Annotated in this window: 18 protein-coding genes; 6 read left to right on the top strand and 12 right to left on the bottom strand. The window is 69.5% G+C overall.

Translation table 11 applies throughout. The features are described from left to right. Positions 1-587 precede the first annotated feature (587 nt). From HBK84_RS05200 to HBK84_RS05190, 3 genes are all read left to right on the top strand, one after another. Complete coding sequence (locus tag HBK84_RS05200) at positions 588-1,094, top strand: DUF6318 family protein (protein WP_167318361.1); 507 nt, start codon at positions 588-590, stop codon at positions 1,092-1,094. 326 nt (positions 1,095-1,420) lie between these two features. After that, entirely contained in the window at positions 1,421-2,200 is a 780-nt protein-coding gene (locus tag HBK84_RS05195; protein WP_167318360.1) for a hypothetical protein, read from the top strand. 210 nt (positions 2,201-2,410) lie between these two features. Continuing rightward, entirely contained in the window at positions 2,411-3,637 is a 1,227-nt protein-coding gene (locus tag HBK84_RS05190; RefSeq protein ID WP_167318359.1) for an ADP-ribosylglycohydrolase family protein, read from the top strand. 28 nt (positions 3,638-3,665) lie between these two features. Here the strand turns inward: HBK84_RS05190 and HBK84_RS05185 are convergent, their stop codons facing one another. The 8 genes from HBK84_RS05185 to clpS form a co-directional block, all read right to left on the bottom strand. After that, entirely contained in the window at positions 3,666-4,247 is a 582-nt protein-coding gene (locus HBK84_RS05185) for a 3'-5' exonuclease (RefSeq protein WP_064845700.1), read from the bottom strand. 39 nt (positions 4,248-4,286) lie between these two features. After that, positions 4,287-5,147: a phosphotransferase family protein gene (locus HBK84_RS05180; protein WP_064845701.1), complete on the bottom strand. Its 861-nt coding sequence runs from the start codon at positions 5,145-5,147 to the stop codon at positions 4,287-4,289. A gap of 3 nt (positions 5,148-5,150) precedes the next feature. Continuing rightward, complete coding sequence (rdgB, locus tag HBK84_RS05175) at positions 5,151-5,852, bottom strand: RdgB/HAM1 family non-canonical purine NTP pyrophosphatase (RefSeq protein WP_098054742.1); 702 nt, start codon at positions 5,850-5,852, stop codon at positions 5,151-5,153. Continuing rightward, entirely contained in the window at positions 5,842-6,651 is an 810-nt protein-coding gene (gene rph, locus HBK84_RS05170; RefSeq protein WP_085106331.1) for a ribonuclease PH, read from the bottom strand. Before rph ends, rdgB begins: the two co-directional genes overlap by 11 nt. A gap of 10 nt (positions 6,652-6,661) precedes the next feature. After that, positions 6,662-7,501 carry an MBL fold metallo-hydrolase gene (locus HBK84_RS05165; protein WP_167318358.1) on the bottom strand — a complete coding sequence of 280 codons (840 nt, stop codon included), beginning with the start codon at positions 7,499-7,501 and terminating at the stop codon, positions 6,662-6,664. Between the two features lie 25 nt (positions 7,502-7,526). Continuing rightward, positions 7,527-8,417, bottom strand: coding sequence for a glutamate racemase (murI, locus tag HBK84_RS05160; protein WP_167318357.1), 891 nt, complete (start codon positions 8,415-8,417; stop codon positions 7,527-7,529). Between the two features lie 68 nt (positions 8,418-8,485). Continuing rightward, positions 8,486-9,061 carry a DUF2017 domain-containing protein gene (locus tag HBK84_RS05155; RefSeq protein WP_085106333.1) on the bottom strand — a complete coding sequence of 192 codons (576 nt, stop codon included), beginning with the start codon at positions 9,059-9,061 and terminating at the stop codon, positions 8,486-8,488. After that, positions 9,061-9,363, bottom strand: a complete 303-nt coding sequence (clpS, locus tag HBK84_RS05150; protein ID WP_183085797.1) for an ATP-dependent Clp protease adapter ClpS — start codon at positions 9,361-9,363, stop codon at positions 9,061-9,063. The genes HBK84_RS05155 and clpS overlap by 1 nt, the downstream gene beginning before the upstream one ends. Positions 9,364-9,475: 112 nt before the next feature. On the opposite strand from clpS, the gene HBK84_RS05145 reads away from it, so the two are divergent. Together HBK84_RS05145 and HBK84_RS05140 are read left to right on the top strand one after the other, a co-directional pair. Beyond that, positions 9,476-10,816, top strand: coding sequence for a nicotinate phosphoribosyltransferase (locus HBK84_RS05145; protein ID WP_144998125.1), 1,341 nt, complete (start codon positions 9,476-9,478; stop codon positions 10,814-10,816). A 14-nt stretch (positions 10,817-10,830) separates the two neighbouring features. Continuing rightward, positions 10,831-11,448, top strand: a complete 618-nt coding sequence (locus tag HBK84_RS05140) for an isochorismatase family protein (protein WP_085106335.1) — start codon at positions 10,831-10,833, stop codon at positions 11,446-11,448. Positions 11,449-11,527: 79 nt separating this feature from the next. Here HBK84_RS05140 and HBK84_RS05135 read toward each other — a convergent pair whose 3' ends face one another. Beyond that, on the bottom strand, positions 11,528-13,315 hold the full coding sequence (locus HBK84_RS05135; protein WP_167318356.1) for a DEAD/DEAH box helicase: 1,788 nt from the start codon (positions 13,313-13,315) through the stop codon (positions 11,528-11,530). On the opposite strand from HBK84_RS05135, the gene HBK84_RS05130 reads away from it, so the two are divergent. Beyond that, positions 13,316-13,495, top strand: coding sequence for a hypothetical protein (locus HBK84_RS05130; protein WP_121544245.1), 180 nt, complete (start codon positions 13,316-13,318; stop codon positions 13,493-13,495). A 58-nt stretch (positions 13,496-13,553) separates the two neighbouring features. Here HBK84_RS05130 and HBK84_RS05125 read toward each other — a convergent pair whose 3' ends face one another. Genes HBK84_RS05125 through HBK84_RS05115 form a run of 3 tightly spaced genes read right to left on the bottom strand, consistent with a single transcriptional unit; the run spans position 13,554 to position 16,657 of the window. Next, positions 13,554-13,895, bottom strand: coding sequence for a DUF3039 domain-containing protein (locus HBK84_RS05125; RefSeq protein WP_082943205.1), 342 nt, complete (start codon positions 13,893-13,895; stop codon positions 13,554-13,556). A 33-nt stretch (positions 13,896-13,928) separates the two neighbouring features. Next, on the bottom strand, positions 13,929-15,674 hold the full coding sequence (locus HBK84_RS05120; RefSeq protein WP_240919107.1) for a hypothetical protein: 1,746 nt from the start codon (positions 15,672-15,674) through the stop codon (positions 13,929-13,931). After that, entirely contained in the window at positions 15,656-16,657 is a 1,002-nt protein-coding gene (locus tag HBK84_RS05115; protein ID WP_167318355.1) for an ABC transporter ATP-binding protein, read from the bottom strand. The genes HBK84_RS05120 and HBK84_RS05115 overlap by 19 nt, the downstream gene beginning before the upstream one ends. Positions 16,658-16,687 lie beyond the last annotated feature (30 nt).

Raw genomic sequence — 16,687 nt, 5'->3', positions numbered from 1 at the left:
GGGGTCAATGTAACCGCGGTCTCGGACACCCACAGCGACCTCCCGCACATGTGCAGGTCACACGGCGCGGGCGCCCCTGACGGTGTGATCCACCGCGGCCGCCACCGCTTCGCTAGGCCGGCGGCGCGCCACGTGGCGGATTGTTTCTACTCGCTAGTTCCCTCTTCCACGCTGTGACCAGGGGTCATGCATGCGCATGTTCTTCGTCGTCCACAAGCTACGGCCCGGCCATGGCCCGCGCCGTCTTGCGCCTCTATGCTCTGGGGGATGTCTGGTACGTCACACGACGGTGTGGCACGAGGGGGTTCACCGGGATGCATTCACCGCGACTGATCGCCACGGCCGGCCGGGGAACGACCCTCGCCCTGCTCGCAGCGCTGCTACTCACCGGGTGCGGTAACGGCTCGCCCGGAGCGGGTGGGGGTGACAGCGCCGCGCCCACGGGAGCCACTTCCGCGGGGACGACGGCGCAGCCCACGTCCCCCGCGCCGGAGGCCTCCCCCGCATCCCCGACGACGCCGCAGAGCGGGTCCCCGAGCGGGTCCGACAGCGCATTGCCCGATGACTGGCGTCCGGAGGAACCCACGGTGCTGGCCACGGGCCAGAAGGTCCCAGAGGACTACGAACCCGCCACGCTGGAGCATCCGGCCCGCAATGTTCCCAAGCCCGTGATGCCCGCGGAGGCCAGGGAGGAAACCGAGGCCGGCGCGCAGGCGTTCCTGGACTATCGCGCCGATGCCCAGTGGTACTCGATCCAGACCGGGGACACCTCGCTGATTCGGGAAGTCACCTCGACGGATTGCGAGAAGTGCACCGAGCAATACGACGCGTATGACAGTAGATATGCCAATGGTGACTGGGCGGCCGGCGGTTTCGAGAAACCCACAATATTGAGCGACACATTCGTCAAGCGACCGGATGGTGGCTACAACATCCCCGTATCCGTCACCAGTAGCGGAACTGTAGGAATTGACGACAACAAAGTCACCGCCAGGCAACTTCCGTTTGACGCGTCGTATGCCTTCGATGTGTACATCTATCGGGAGAACGGCGTGTGGCGGTACCTGACGTCGTCACCCAGGGGATCGCTGTGACACGGCGGGCGATATCAGTTCATCTGGTTTGCGCCTTGTTGACCGCGTTGTATTCGCTCGTTCCTACCAACACTGGGGGCCGCGGCCACGAGTCGTCCCCGATCGACAGCGGTATGACCGCGGAATCAGCGCAACTCAGTTCATCAGCGCGGGCGAGTCAGGGGTTCATCGAACTCCGATTCCGTCAATCCCGGAACGCCGGCGGGAGCGGGCATGGGTTTGCGGGCCACAGGCCACAGGGCGCAGGCGCGCCGGACACCAGCCAGGCTGGAACGTGGGATCCGGATACCGATCCCACGTTCCAGAAGGCGCTGCGTGACCGGCTCATGTCCAACGAGGATTCAATCTTCTTCAACGCCCGCCTGATGGACACCGCCAAGAACAAAACCGTCTACGGCCTCCAAGACCCCTGCACCGACCAACGTGGGGCAGCACTCACACGGTGCCGTACCACCCAAGAATGCACCGACGACACCGGGGCCGCCGGTGTGAACATGGACATCGTCATTGGCGGGGCCAATGACAGGACCCGCGCCGCGCGCGGTACCCAACTGTGCGTCAGCAACACCCAAGCCGATCAAGCCAGCGACGACGGGTACGTGCCGCTGCCGGTGTTCACCCTCCAGGACTTCCAACAACTGGCCGTCGCCCCCGCCGCCAGTCACGTCCAACCCGCCCCGGACACCTTGAAGAACATGCACACCAATGTTTATGCGCAGGCCCAACCCCAGACCTTCACCACGACCCTGGGTGGCTACCCTGTCCAGGTGAGGGCCTACCCCGTCCAATACACCTGGTATTACGGGGACGGCACCACCCTGGGCCCCACACCCCTGACCGGGGCACCCTTACCCGACGGTGCGTGGGATGAGCCCACCGACACCTCCCACGTGTACACGACCACCGGGGACTTCATCGTGACCCTGACAACCTCGTTCTACGGGGAATACAACATCGCCGACACCGGCTGGCAACCGGTCGCCGGCTACAACCAAGTCACCTCACCCCCGGTCGCGTTGAGTGTGTGGCGGGCCACCGTGCACAACGTCGCCGATGACTGCCACACCAACCCCACCGGCATCGGCTGCCCCGGCACCGACAAATAGCCGAGCCCAGGGAAGGCCCCCACGCTCTCGAGGCCGGACATGCCCGTACGCCCGCACACGCTCCTGAGACACCCGGCCGACTTGATCCATCCCGTACCCGAGGCGCCCCCAGCCCGGGCAGGCTCCTATGCCGCCCGGACCTCTTGAACGGCCCCATGCCCGAGCTGCATCACCCCGCACGCTCCATTGCCACCCTCATAGACTGATCCCATGACCTCACCGCGCACGCCCGAACTGTTGGAACAAGACCGCGGTCTGGACGCGGCGTCGTCGTGGTATCCGTCGCTCGTGAGGAGCGTGTTCCTCGCGCCGTGGCGCGCGACCGCGGCCGAACGACCCGGCGAGGGAACCCAACTCCTCGCGCGCACCGCGGGGGCGCTGAACGAGGTGGCCCACTGGGCGAATGACGGTCAGGCCGCGGATCCCACGGCGTGCGCGTGGCTCGCGTACTTGCGCTGGGCCGTGCGCAACGGCGCGAAGCTCCCCGGCGACGCACCGCACCCGCCCGACGACGACCTGGACCACGACTACCCCCTCCTCACCGCACCGGGTGAGCACGCCGGGGACGGTTTCACCGCCTTGTCCATGGGCCGCCTGGGCGAGGTCACTCGTCCGGTCCTGCCACTCGCGGACAGCGCCGAGATCCTGGCCCGCACGCTGCCCTATGGACTGGTGCCCCACATCGGGTGGAAGTCGCTCGTGGCCCTCGCCGTGGACTCGGCCGCGATCACCCACGGCAGCGCCGAGGCACAGACCGCGGCTGTTGGTGCGGCCCTGACCGTTCACGCGGCGGGCCGTGCGCGGGGCAGTGGGGCCTCACTGCAGGATGTGGTCGAGGAAACCGGCCGAGTGGTCGCACTCATGACCCGGCCCGCGCCCCTCACCCGGGAGCTGCTCGACCTGTGCGCGGACCGATCCGCCCGGGACTCCCTGTTCGATGGGATGACGGAACCCGCGGGAGCGTTCACGCGGGCCGTGGGGGACGGAACCGCGGCGTCGTCGGCCCTGGCACTGGGGCTCGCGGCGGTGCTGTGCGCCGAGGATGCGCCGCACGCGGACAACTCGGGGGACGACGTCGCTCAGCGGGCTCTCTCGCTGCTGTCCGGTCACCCGGCGGCGAACGACGCGGCACGTACCGTCGCGGTCAGTGTTGCTGCCGCGCGCTGGGGGCTCGGCGACGCCACACACGGCGAGGACATCGGGGAGAGCGGCAACGGCGCGCCCGGCGGCAACGGCGCGCCCGGCGGCAACGGCGCCGCCGGCGACGACCGCATGGCCCGGCAGGACGCCGTGGCCGACGACAACAGCCGCACCACAAAAACGCACAGCGGCACGGACACATCCGGCACCGATCCCTCCGGAACCCGCGCGGCGACCCGCCGTGAACTGCTCGCCCTGGCCGATCGCTGGCTCACCCTGTGGCGGCCGCACGCCTGAGAATCACCCCGATCGGAGGCGCGTCGCGTCACAGGGTCGCGCGCTGCAGCCTGACCCCGTAGTGCGCCGTGAGTTCGGCCATGCTGCGCGCCCCACTGCGGCGCGCGAGATCGAGCACGATCCCGGCGCACGCGAGGGAGTCACTGAGCGCATTGTGGTGCTCCACGACCTCCGCCCCCGCCGCGCGGGACGCCGACGGCAAAGCGTAGGAACGCAGCGTGTAGGCCGCACGGGCCAAGCGGAGAGTGCACGCGTAGTCCCAGTTCCGAGCGGTTCCGCCGCACGCCCGGTTCGCCGCCTTGATCACGCCGGTGTCGAAGACGGCATTGTGTGCCACCAGAACCGAATCCGGATCCTCCGGGCTGATGTTCTCGCACATCCAGTCCCACAGCAGGTCGAACGTGGGCGCGTGGGCGACGTCCGCGGGCCGGATGCCGTGGATCCGGACGTTGCCGGGCTCGAACCCGTCGTGACCGAGCGGCGGACGGATGAGTGAGTACCGGGTGTCCACCACCTGGCCGTCCCGGACCCGTACCACCCCCAGGGCGCACGCGGACGCAGGGCTGCGATTGGCGGTCTCGAAATCTATGGCGGTGAAACTGACGGGCACCCGATCAGGGTAGGCAACGCCTCCGACATGGCATGTCGCTCACACGGAGGCCATGGCGCGGGTCTCGTACCACGCGTCCGCCTTCTCCACGGCCTGGCGGATCTGGGCGGTGTCGAGCTCATGGTGCAGCGCGTATGCCACGGCCTGCAGCGGGAAGATCCGGGAGTGCAACCGCGCGCGCAGATAGTTCTCCTCGTCCGTGGCCTGGCGCACGCTGGACCAGCCGAACCAGAGTCCTAGGGACGCGACGTCGTACGCGGGATCGCTCATGCTCGCGTGGTCCCAGTCGATCACGCCCACCAGGTGATCGTCCTGCCACAGCATGTTGGAGCCCATGAGGTCCCCGTGCACGAGCCGCGGCGGGACGTTGTCCAGGGCCACGAGGTCCTCGATCGCATTCATGGCGCGGTCCCGGTTCCGCGGGAGCAGCAGCGGCAGCACCTGGTCCAGCAGGACGTGGCGACGGCGGTGACCGCCCCAGTGCTGACCGGGCCGGTCCAGCCACGGTTCCGCCGCGCGCGCGTCCGCATTATGTACCTGCTCGAGGACCCTGCGCAGCTCCCGCGGGTCCGCGTGCCCCGGCGGGCGGGGGCTGCCCGGGATCCAGGTCATCCCCACCGCGGTGTACCGCCCGTCCTGCAGCACGGGGGTCAGGGGGCGCGGCACGGCGAAGTCGAACTCCGGTAGCCGCGACAGCGCACGGGTACGCCTGCGCACGTTCTCCCCCGAGGTCGGGTTCTTGGCGATCCGCACGCTCATCACGTGCCCCGCGTTGACCACGATGTGCGCGGACCCGCCGGCGTGCAGCTCCCACTCGGAGCGATCCACGCGCACCCTGGCCTCCGCCAACACAGCCTCGACAGCCGGAGCAAAAGGTAGGTGTCCGCACGCGAAAGTCATGGGTCAGTCCTCTGGCTCCGGTTCCAGGGGGGACGCCACTGTGGCTTCCGGCCCGTCCTGCCGCGCGGTCCCACTCGAACCCGTGAGCAGCTGCAACAAGTGCGGCAACACGGCGGCCATGGCCTGCGCACGATGGCTGATCCTGTTTTTGTGCTCTGGGCTCAACTGCGCGCAGCTGAGGCCGTCCTGGCCGTCCGGGGCGAAGATCGGGTCGTAGCCGAACCCGTTCTCCCCCGCGGGTTCGCGCAGAATGTTCCCGGGCAGCTCACCCGTGACCACGTGCTCGGCGCCGTCTGGTGCGACGACCGCGGCGGCGCACAGGAAGGAGCCGCGGCGGTTTTCGGGGGCGATGTCCCCGAGCTGGGCGAGCAGCAGCTGGAGGTTGGCGGCGTCGTCGCCGTGGACCCCGCTCCACCGCGCGGAGAAGATGCCCGGGGCGCCGCCCATGACGTCCACGCTGAGTCCCGAGTCGTCCGCGAGCGCGATGAGTCCCGTCTCCGCGGCGGCAGTACGCGCCTTGAGCAGCGCGTTTTCCTGGAACGTGACGCCCGTCTCGACGACGTCGCTCAGCCCGGCCGTGCGCGCGTCCACCACGATCCCTGGATCGGTCAGCCCCGCGTCGCGGAGCATGGCCTGCAGCTCGCGCACCTTGCCCGCGTTCTGTGTCGCGAGCACCACGCGGGCACCGCGTACGTCATCGGCCACGGGTGGCCTCCAGGGTCTCCCGCTGGATCTCGGCCAGCTGGGCGCACCCAGCCACGGCGAGGTCGAGCAGCACGTCCAGTTCGGCGCGCTTGAACGGTGCGCCCTCGGCCGTGCCCTGGACCTCCACGAAGTCCCCCGAGCCGGTCACGACGACGTTCATGTCGGTTTCCGCGCGCACGTCCTCCACATACGGCAGGTCCAGCATGGGAACACCGTCGATGATCCCCACGGACACGGCCGAGACCGTGTCGATGAGGGGGTTGACCCGCGGCTTGAGGATGCCGTTGTCGTGGGCCCAGCGGATGGCCTCGGCGAGCGCGACGTACGCGCCGGTGATGGACGCGGTGCGCGTACCGCCGTCGGCCTGCAGGACGTCGCAGTCGAGGACCACGGTGTTCTCCCCGAGGGCCTTGAGGTCGATGATCGAACGCAGAGAGCGGCCGATCAGACGCGAGATCTCATGGGTACGGCCACCGACCTTGCCCTTGACCGATTCGCGGGCCGAGCGCGTGGAGGTAGCGCGCGGGAGCATGGCGTACTCCGCGGTGACCCAACCCCGGCCCTCACCCTTGAGCCAGCGGGGAACGCCTTCCGTGAGGGACGCGGTGCACAGCACACGGGTGCCGCCGAATTCGATCAGGGCGGAACCCTCGGCCTGTTCGGACCAACCGCGGGTGATGGTGATGGGCCGCAGTTCGTCGACGGCGCGCCCGTCCGCTCGTACCAGCCCCGATGCGGCGGAGCCACCCTCGCCCGTGGAATTCTCGGTGGATCGTGCCGGCTCGGTAGGCGAAGTCATGGGTTTCAGCCTAGTCCCCGGTCACCGCGCTTGCCAATGCAGTGAACGACTGGTCGGTCGGCCCGGCGACGTCGTAACTCGTGGCCACGCGGGCCACCGTGACCGGGCCGGAGAACGCTCCGACGGCCTCCGCCGTGGCCGTGTCCACCGAGTTCCACACGGGCAGGTGGGTCAGCAGCAACCGACGCACACACGCGGCGGTCGCGGTCTCTCCCGCGCGCTTGCCCGTGAGGTGGATCCCGCGCAGATGGTCCTCGCGGCCCTCCTGGTAGGCGGCCTCACACAGGAACACGTCCGCGTCGCGGGCCGCTGCCACGAGCTCGTCGCACACGTCGGTGTCCCCCGAATACGTGAGGACTTCCGTGCCCTGGGCCCCGCGGTACTCGACGCGCAGCGCATAGGGCTCGGGGCACGGGTGGTTCACTGGGTGGGGTGTGACCGTGAACGGACCCACGGTCACGGGCTGGTTGGCCTGCCACACGTGGAAGTCGAACTCGGTGTCCATCGAATGCTCGGGCGGCAACAGGTGCAGCTGGTTGAGGTAGCCGTGCAGCATGGACGGACCGTAGATCGGGATGCGACCGCCCTGCCATCCGCGGGGATCCCACTTCACGGCCACGTGCAGACCGCCCACGTCCACGCAATGGTCCGGGTGCAGGTGGGAGAGCATGATCGCGTCGATCTCGTGCAGGTCGATGTGGCGCTGCAGGACACCCAGGGCACCGTTGCCCATGTCCAGCACGATGCGCCACGTGCGCCCGTGCGCGTCTTCGCCGGAGAGCAGGTAGCACGAGGCGGGGGCATCGGGCCCGGGAAAACTTCCTGTGTTACCGATCACTGTGAGGATCATGGGTGATCGCCTTTCTGGTGCCGACTCAGCGCTGAGCCGCGTGGATCGTGGCGAGGGAACCGGTGGGGTACTGCTCCGCGACGGACGCCGCGTGCCGGACGCGGACCACTTCGGGGCCCAGGAACCGTTGGGCGAGGACCTCGAAGCTCACGGGGTCCCCCGTGGCCAGGAATTCGTGGTGGGGAGCGAGCTCGGGATCCCGCTCGAGGTGGTTGTCCAACAGGCAGCGGTAGACGTCCCGCGAGGCCTCTTCCGAGGACGAGACCAGGTTCACGCTCTCGCCCATGACGTAAGAGATCACCGCCGTGAGCAGCGGGTAGTGCGTGCACCCGAGCACCAGGGTGTCTACGCTCGCGCCCTTGAGGGGCTGGAGGTAGTGCTGGGCGGTGCGCAACAGATCGGGCCCCGTGGTGACGCCGCGCTCCACATACTCCACGAATTCGGGGCACGCCACGGACGTGATTTCGAGCTGGGGTGCGGCCGCGAACGTGTCGTCGTACGCGCGCGAGCCGATCGTCGCCTCGGTGCCGATCACCCCCACCCGACCGGAGCGTGTGGTGGCCACCGCGCGGCGCACCGCGGGCTGGATGACCTCGGTCACGGGGATGTTGTAACCGCGCGTGTAACGCTCGCGCGCATCCCGCAGCACTGCGGCGGACGCGGTGTTGCACGCGATCACGAGCAGCTTGACCCCGGAATCTACGAGGTCGTCCATGATGCGCAGGGCGTTGGAACGCACTTCGGCGATCGGCAGGGGCCCGTAGGGGCCGTGCGCGGTGTCACCGACGTAGAGGATCTCCTCGTTGGGCAGCTGGTCGATGATCGCCCGCGCCACCGTGAGCCCGCCCACACCCGAATCGAACACGCCGATGGGCGAGTTGGGATTGGGACCGGTGGGACGTTCGTGCACCTGCATACCGGAAAACTGTAGTGCTTTTCGCGCGCGCCCTCGCGCATGAGACGTGTGACCTTGGCGATCCCCGGTCACCGGGGCGGCAGGGTCTTCAGCAGCGCGTTCATGAGGGTCTCCTGAAGCCAGGAGACGAAGTTGTAGACCACACCCATGTACTGCTCCACGTCCTCGGCCCGGCCGAAGTCGGTCAGCTCGGCCACGCGCTCGGCGGCCTCGGTCGAGTCGATGTTGAGCCGGGAGGCCAGCACCAGGCGGACGTCGTTGAGGGAGCGCGCGAAGTCCTGTGCCTGCGCCAGGCTCAGCACCACGGGCTGGGATTCCAGGGCCAGGGAGGACGCACGCAACGCCGCGGTCTTGCGTTCGCGCAGCGAGCGGTCCGTGAGTCGCCGGAACTCCGCGGCCTGTTCCGGGTCCGACGACGCCGCGGGCAGCAGCCTGCGCACCGCCGGGTCCGTGGGTTCGGCCACCTCCTCGTCCCAGCCGACCAGCGCCTCGAGCGGGTCGTCGTTGCGAGCCGGTCCGTCCTCGCGCGCTGCGGGCGCCAGGGTCTCCCCCACGTCCGAGAACAGTTTCTGCAACAACCGCACCTCGGGGGCTTCGAACCGACCGACGATGCCCTTGCGCGTGCGCTTGAACCCGTGCGCCATCAGTGCTCCCCCGCCTTCTCGTACGTGGCCCACAGGCCGTAGCCGTGCAGCGAGCTCACGTGCGTCTCCGCCTCCTCGAGGGTTCCCGTGAACACGATCGAGCGGCCCCGGTTGTGCACCTCGAGCATGAGTGTGCGGGCCTTGGCGTCGGAGTAGCCGAAGTGGGTGCGGAACACGTAGACCACGTAGCTCATGAGGTTCACGGGATCGTCCCACACCACCACGTTCCACGGCACGTTCATGGCCGTGACCGCCTGCTCCTCCCGTTCGAGCACGGGGGACTCCGCCGGCGCGGAGCTCATCAGGACGGCCGGGATCCGGGCGGGGACGGCGCGGTGCGTAGTGAACATCGCCTCCATGGTAGTCACGGGGACACGGATGTGCGCACGACGGACGGCCCACTAGGCTGGCCACGTGAACGAGCACACCTATTCCTGGCACCCGCAGCCCACGTCCTTGCTGACGGACCACTACGAGCTCACCATGTTGCAGGCCGCGCTCCGGGCAGGCACCGCGTCCCGCCGCAGCGTGTTCGAGGTCTTCGCCCGCAGACTCCCCAACGGCCGCCGCTACGGGGTGTTCGCCGGGATGGGCCGGGTGCTCGAGGGGCTCGAGCAGTTCCGATTCACCGACGAGCAGCTGCGGTTCCTGCGGGACACCGCCGTGGTGGACGCCCAGACCGTGGCGTACCTCGAGAACTTCCGTTTCACCGGCCAGATCCGCGGCTACGCCGAGGGCGAGACGTACTTCCCCCACTCGCCGCTGCTGAGCGTGGAGTCCTCGTTCGCCGAGGCGTGCGTCCTGGAGACCTACATCCTCTCCGTCCTGAACTTCGATTCCGCCGTGGCCTCGGCGGCCTCCCGCATGGTGGGTGCCGCGGGAGAGCGCCCGTGCATCGAGATGGGATCGCGCCGCGCCCACGAGCAGGCGGCCGTGGCCGCGGCCCGCGCCGCCGTGGTCGCGGGCTTCGACTCGACCTCCAACCTCGAGGCCGGTTTCCGCTACGGGGTCAAGACCGTGGGCACCGCGGCCCACTCATTCACCCTGCTGCACGACTCCGAGGAGCAGGCGTTCCGCGCCCAACTGGACGCGCTGGGTGTGTCCACGACCCTTCTGGTCGACACGTACGACGTCGAACGGGCCGTCACGCTCGCCGTCGAGATCGCGGGCAAGGACCTCGGGGGCGTACGCCTGGACTCCGGCGACCTCGTGACGCAGGCCACGTCCGTGCGCGCGCTGCTCGACAAGCTCGGCAACTCCAACACCCGGATCACGGTCACCAGCGACCTGGACGAGTACGCGATCGCCGCCCTGCGCGCCGCTCCCGTGGACGCATACGGCGTGGGCACGCGCCTCGTCACGGGCTCGGGTGCCCCCACGTCGTCGATGGTCTACAAGCTCGTCTCGCGCGAGGGCGCCTCGGGTGCCATGGAACCCGTGGCCAAGGCGTCCTCCGGCAAGAAGTCGGTGGGCGGCGAGAAGTACGCGCTGCGCCGTCGTGATCCCAAGGGCGTGGCCACACACGAGATCGTGGGCGTGTCACACATGCCCGAGGACGACGGCGATGACCGCCCCCTGCTCGTGGACTACGTCACCGGCGGCGAGCTGCACGACGGCTACACGGGCCCCGAGGCCGTCACCCGTGCCCGGCAGCGCCACGTCGATTCCGTGGCCGAACTGCCCCGCGCGGCGCGCCGACTCTCCGAGGGCGAGCCCGTGATCCCCACCGTGATCGAACCCGGAACCGCACACTGACCAGGGAGGTAGCCATGCGCACTGCATTGCTGATCGTGGACATCCAGAACGACTTCTGCGAGGGCGGCAGCCTGGCCGTCGAAGGCGGGGCGGCGGTCGCCGCGCAGGTCTCCGAGTACCTCGAGGACCACCACGGCGACTACGTTGCCGTGGCCGCGACCCAGGACTGGCATGTTGACCCCGGGGAGCACTTCAGCGACACCCCCGACTTCGTCACGAGCTGGCCCGTGCACTGCGTCGCGGAGACCACCGGCGCTGACACGCACCCCGATCTCGACACCGAGTACGTCACGGAGTACTTCCGTAAGGGCGCATACGACGCCGCCTACTCCGGTTTCGAGGGCCTGTCCGCCCCGGACGTGGACGTCCCCATGGGGGAATCGGAGGAGGACTCCGACGAAGAACGCGTGAGCCTGGACGACTGGCTGCAGGAACGCGGCGTCGAGGCCGTGGACGTCGTCGGTCTCGCGCTGGACCACTGCGTGCTGGCCACCGCCAAGGATGCCGTGGAGGCCGGCTATGAGACCCGGGTGCTGCTGCCGCTCACCGCGCCCGTGGCAGCCGAGTCCGGTGAGCGGGCGGTCGAGGAACTCGAGGCCGCGGGCGCGGAGGTCGTGACCGACCTGGACTAAACGCCCGCCGCGCCGCCGTGCGGGCCGCGCCGCTGCGTCGCTTGGCCGCGTCGCCGCGTCGGCCACTACGCGGCGTCGGCTACTTCCGGCCGATGAACCAGCGCTGCAACAGGGCGATCCGTGCGGTCAGCTGGTCCTCGGAGGCCTGGGCCACGGCCGGGCCTCCGCACTTGGTGCGCAATTCGTTGTGGATCACCCCGTGCGGTGTTCCTGTGCGCGCGGACCACGCGGAGACGTTCTTGGACAGCTGCGAGCGCAGGTCCTTCAGGCGGCGGTGATCCGGCACCGCGGGGGTCTGGGGTGCGTCATGGCCGCTCCGACCGTTGCGCTGGGCCGAGCGCGATTGCCGCTCCCGCAGCAGGGCCGAGACCTGGTCCGCGTCGAGCAACCCGGGGATCCCCAGGTATTCGGCTTCCTCCTCGGAACCAACCGCCGCGCCACCGCCGAAGGCGCCGCCATCGAAGAGCACACCGTGGAAGGACGCGTCCGAGTCCAGGGCCTGGAAGTTGCCCTGGGCCAGGGACGACGACGCCTTGTCCTCGCGGTTGGCCTCATCCAGCAGGTCGTCGTCCCAGCCCGTTTCCATGGGCTGGTCGAAGTCCACGACCCCCGGCATGTTCTTGGGCTTGTCCAACGCGTGGTCCCGCTCCTCCTCCATGGAGTTGGCGAGCGCCATGAGCGTGGGCACCGAGGGCAGGAACACGGACGCGGTCTCCCCGCGCTTGCGGGCGCGCACGAAGCGACCCACCGCCTGGGCGAAGAACAGCGGCGTGGAGGTGGACGTGGCGTACACGCCCACGGCCAACCGGGGCACGTCCACGCCCTCGGAGACCATGCGCACCGCGATCATCCAGCGCTTGTCGGATTCGGAGAACTCGTCGATCTTGTTGGACGCGGTCTTGTCGTCCGAGAGCACCACGGTGGGCCGCTCCCCCGTGATGGCGTGCAACTGTTCGGCGTAGGCCTTGGCGTCCTGGTGGTCCGTGGCGATCACGAGCGCCCCGGCGTCCGGGACGGTGCGCCGCACCTGCGTGAGCCGCTGATCGGCGGCGCGCAGCACGGACGGGATCCACTGCCCGTGCGGGTCCAGGGCGGTACGCCACGCGTGGGACGTGATGTCCTTGGTGAACCCCTCCCCGAGCTGGGCGGCCATCTCCTCACCGGCCGAGGTCCGCCAGCGCATCTGACCCGAGTAGGCCATGAAGATCACGGGACGCACCACGTGATCGTGCAGGGCGTCCGCGTACCCGTACGTGTAATCGGCCGTGGACCGGCGGATCCCGTCCCCGTCCTCCTCGTAGCTCACGAACGGGATGGGCGAGGTGTCCGAGCGGAACGGTGTACCCGTAAGGGCGAGCCGGCGGGTCGCGGGTTCGAAGGCCTCGCGCAGCCCGTCGCCCCAGGACAGGGAGTCACCGGCGTGGTGGATCTCGTCCATGATCACGAGCGTGCGCCCGGCCTCGGTGCGCGCGCGATGCAGCAGCGGCTTGTTGGCCACCTGTGCGTAGGTCACGGCCGCGCCCATGTAGCCGCGGCCGTGCTGGCCGTCCGCGTTCTTGAAGTTGGGGTCGATCGCGAGTCCCACGCGCGCCGCGGCGTCGGCCCACTGGCGCTTGAGGTGTTCCGTGGGGGTCACCACGGTCACGCGCTGAACGGTCCCCGCGTCATGCAGCTTCTTGGCCACGGTCAACGCGAAGGTCGTCTTACCCGCACCAGGGGTCGCCACGGCCATGAAATCACGCGGTTGGGCTTGTTCGTAGCGGTGGATCGCCTCCGCCTGCCACGCGCGCAACTTGGGCGCGGTCCCCCACGCCGCCCGGTCCGGATAGGCCGGCGGGAGATCCGCCGCGGCTCCGAAAAGGGACATTTGATCGCTGTCAGACACGTGGTGCTCGTCCTCTCCGCACGCTCGTTGGCGCGCATCCACTCCGGTCCCGTCACACGGATCGGGGGTCTCGCTCGCGCGGACGACGACGCTCGGATCGCCGTCGTACGAGGCACGGACGACGACGCCCGCGCGACCCTGCACGGCAAAGGCGCCCGCTGAGCGCGGGCGCCGCCGGTGGTCTCGCCCGGCGCGGGACCTCACGAGAAGGGAAGGGTGGTCAGTTCTCGGGCTCGTCCTTGCCGGGACGCAGGCCCTGGTAGATCTCCTTGCACTCCGGGCACACGGGGAACTTCTGGGGATCCCGACCCGGGGTCCACACCTTGCCGCACAGGGCGATCACGGGTTCGCCGGACAGTGCCGACTCCATGATCTTCTCCTTCCGGACGTAGTGCGCGAACCGCTCGTGATCACCGGGTTCCTGCAGCTGCCGGGTGTCCTCGCGCTCGATCGTGGAGGTGCCACCCACGGTCTCGGGCTTCGTGCCGAACAGACCGTTGCTGATCACCCGGGAGGAGCGCACGGAAGGATCCGTGAATTCCTGGGCTTCGGTGATTTCCATGTCCCCCACTCTACCCCGCGCACCGGGCCCGGCTCACCGGTAGGCGGCCACCTCCTGGAGCAGTTCGGGCCCGCGCGCGTCCAGCCACTTACCGCCCGAACGCACGCCGATCCACAACACCACAAAGCCTTCCACGAGGCCCACCGCGAGCGCGAGCCAGCACCACACGGCGGCTCCCGTGACGAGGTACACGATCAGCAGGATCCCGGCCGGGAGCGCGAGCAGGGCCATCAGACCCATGATCACGAACTGCACCACCATGTTGAGGATCGTGAACCCCTGGGGTGTCTTCATGGGGGACGCGCCCGGGGGCGGCGTGGGATACGTGTACCGGGCCGAGACGATCGAGACCACGCCGGCGCCACCGAGCAGGATCCCCACGCACACGCCCACCACGGCGGGCAGGGCGTCCCAGCGCTGCACGCCCGCGAGCCAGAGCACGATCGAGAGCAGCACCAGCGGCACGGCCACGATCAGCAGGGCCACCACGCGCCCCAGTCGATCCGCACGCCCGGAGACCGGTGCCAGCACGTGAAGGCTGAACGCGGTGTTGTCGTAGGAGACGTCCGCGGAGATCGCGTACGCCATGAGCAGCGACACGAACAGGGGCAGCGCCCACAGACTGAACCCCGACTCACCCGCGATGAACCAGAAGACCGCCCCGATCGCGGGGATCATGAGCAGCGACGCCGAGTAGCGCGGGTCCTTGAGCCAGTACGTGAGACACCGTGCGGCCACCGCACCCCATTGGTTCGCCGGGAACCGGTCGAACAGACCGACGCCCTCCTGCGGGCGGGACGTCCCCCGGGCGGCTCCGCCGGCGGCGTCGCCGAGGGCGCGGCGCAGACCCGCACACGTAACAACCACGAGCAGGAGCAGCGTGACCAGGGAGATCGCCACCCGGGCGAGGGCCGCGAGCCAGTGACCCGACGCGACGTCGCCGGGGACCGCCCAGGTAGCACCGAGGGGGGTCCACGCGAGAACTCCCGCCCATGTGGGCAGCAGCTGCCACACCTGGCCCAGGCCGGTCGCAAACAAGGAGATGAGGGGCCCCAGCAGCACAACGAGAACCAGCACGACCATGGAGATGATCTCGTTCGTGCGCCGCCCCTTCGCGAAGTTCGCGCCCAGGGCCGTAACGCAGCGCGAACCGACGAACGCGAGCAGGGCGCCGATGATCGCGCACGGTATTGCCGCAATGAGCGCCACCGTGGAACCGCGCCACGAGAACAGCCAGCCGAGCAGGGCGATCACGGTCAGCACCCCCGGGATCCCGACGACCGCGCCCGCCACCTGGCCGGCCACCAGACCCGTGGTGCTCAGGGGGAACAGGGCGAGCCGGGAAGGGTCCAGCGTGGAGTCGGCCTTGGACGAGACCAGCGGTACGAGCCACCAGCCCACGAGCAGCAGGGAGCCCAGCAGGACCGACGCGACCACCACGGTCTCGAGGGCTTCACCCCCGAGCGCGATCAACGCGGTCAGCGCCATCCCCAGGAGGAACAGTGCGTAGAGGCCACCCAGAATCGTGCCCACCAGGATCCACGTGCTGCGGGTCAGGGTGTTGATGAGCACGCGCCATTTCAGCCCGGCCAGCCGCCGGGCCTCCTCGAACGCCCCGATGCTGCGCGTGACGGGTTCACCCCCGCCGTGCGAGGGGCGCACGGAGGCGGGAACGGCGGCGTCCGGCGCGACGTCCTGTGCGGGGCCTTCTGCGAATGCGGTGTCGAGGTGGTCGGGAGCCGCGGCGTCGCGCGGGTCGTTCACTCGGGACGCAGCCACTGCAACCCCTCCCCCGCTTCGGTGCGTCCGCCCACCAAGGACACGAACCGGTCCTCGAGGGACATGCCGGCGCACACCTCGTCCATGGTCCCCTGCGCGAGGACACGGCCTTGGTCCATCACGGCCACGTGATCGCACATGCGCTGCACAAGGTCCATCACGTGGCTCGAGACCACCACGGTGCCGCCCGAATTCGTGTACTGGTGCAGCAGCGATCGGATGTTCGCGGCGGAGACCGGGTCCACCGACTCGAACGGCTCGTCCAGCACGAGTAGGCTCGGTGCGTGGATCATGGCCGCGGCCAGGGCGATCTTCTTCGTCATACCCGCGGAGTAGTCCTGCACCTGGCGCCCCGCTGCGTCCTGCAGGTCCATGGCCACGATGAGGTCCTCGGTCCGTTGCGCGACGAGCTCGCGGTCCATCCCGCGCAGCAGACCCGAGTAGGTCACGAGCTGGCGTCCCGTGAGCCGGTCGAACAGGTGGGCGCCGTCGGGCAGCACACCCATGCGTCGCTTGGCGGTCACGGGATCACGCCACACGTCCACGAGCTCGTCGCGGCTTCCCCCGCCCACGAGCACCGAGCCCGCGGAGGGACGCAGCAAGCCCGTGGCCATGGACAGCGTGGTCGTCTTGCCGGCGCCGTTGCGCCCTACGAGGCCGTAGAAGGAGCCCCGCGGCACCGTGAGGTTCACATGATCCGCGGCGGGTCGGCCGGACTGGCCGTAGAACTTGGTGAGGTCCCGCACGGCGAGCGCGGGCGTCCCCGTGCCGGAGTGCGGCGCGGGGTCTCGGGGCGCGTACTGCGTGGTGGCATGGGGCGCCGCATACCGCTGGGCGGCCCCAGGGGGTGCCGCATGCTCAGAGGGCGCCGCGTGCCGGGGTGCTCCCTGCTGCTCGGTCGAGGGGTCGTTCGCCACGGGTCCCCCGGCGCCGGGGGCGGGCTCGCGGCGCGGGGTCGTGGGTCCGTTCACTGGGCTACTCATGTCACCAATGTACTGAGTGACCCGCGTGGC

Origin of the sequence: Kocuria sp. KD4 (genome assembly GCF_011769905.1) — a bacterium.
GTDB lineage: Bacteria > Actinomycetota > Actinomycetes > Actinomycetales > Micrococcaceae > Kocuria > Kocuria marina.
Note: the sequence above shows the minus strand (reverse complement) of the source record. Positions and strands in the feature narration are given on the sequence as shown.

Bases quoted from the DNA above. Each gene is read 5' to 3' on its own strand.
- HBK84_RS05195 (WP_167318360.1), top strand. From the start codon at position 1,421: ATGTCCAACGAGGATTCAATCTTCTTCAACGCCCGCCTGATGGACACC.
- HBK84_RS05190 (WP_167318359.1), top strand. From the start codon at position 2,411: ATGACCTCACCGCGCACGCCCGAACTGTTGGAACAAGACCGCGGTCTG.
- HBK84_RS05180 (WP_064845701.1), bottom strand. From the start codon at position 5,147: ATGACTTTCGCGTGCGGACACCTACCTTTTGCTCCGGCTGTCGAGGCT.
- rph (WP_085106331.1), bottom strand. From the start codon at position 6,651: ATGACTTCGCCTACCGAGCCGGCACGATCCACCGAGAATTCCACGGGC.
- HBK84_RS05165 (WP_167318358.1), bottom strand. From the start codon at position 7,501: ATGATCCTCACAGTGATCGGTAACACAGGAAGTTTTCCCGGGCCCGAT.
- murI (WP_167318357.1), bottom strand. From the start codon at position 8,417: ATGCAGGTGCACGAACGTCCCACCGGTCCCAATCCCAACTCGCCCATC.
- HBK84_RS05155 (WP_085106333.1), bottom strand. From the start codon at position 9,061: ATGGCGCACGGGTTCAAGCGCACGCGCAAGGGCATCGTCGGTCGGTTC.
- clpS (WP_183085797.1), bottom strand. From the start codon at position 9,363: ATGAGCTCCGCGCCGGCGGAGTCCCCCGTGCTCGAACGGGAGGAGCAG.
- HBK84_RS05140 (WP_085106335.1), top strand. From the start codon at position 10,831: ATGCGCACTGCATTGCTGATCGTGGACATCCAGAACGACTTCTGCGAG.
- HBK84_RS05135 (WP_167318356.1), bottom strand. From the start codon at position 13,315: ATGTCCCTTTTCGGAGCCGCGGCGGATCTCCCGCCGGCCTATCCGGAC.
- HBK84_RS05125 (WP_082943205.1), bottom strand. From the start codon at position 13,895: ATGGAAATCACCGAAGCCCAGGAATTCACGGATCCTTCCGTGCGCTCC.
- HBK84_RS05115 (WP_167318355.1), bottom strand. From the start codon at position 16,657: ATGAGTAGCCCAGTGAACGGACCCACGACCCCGCGCCGCGAGCCCGCC.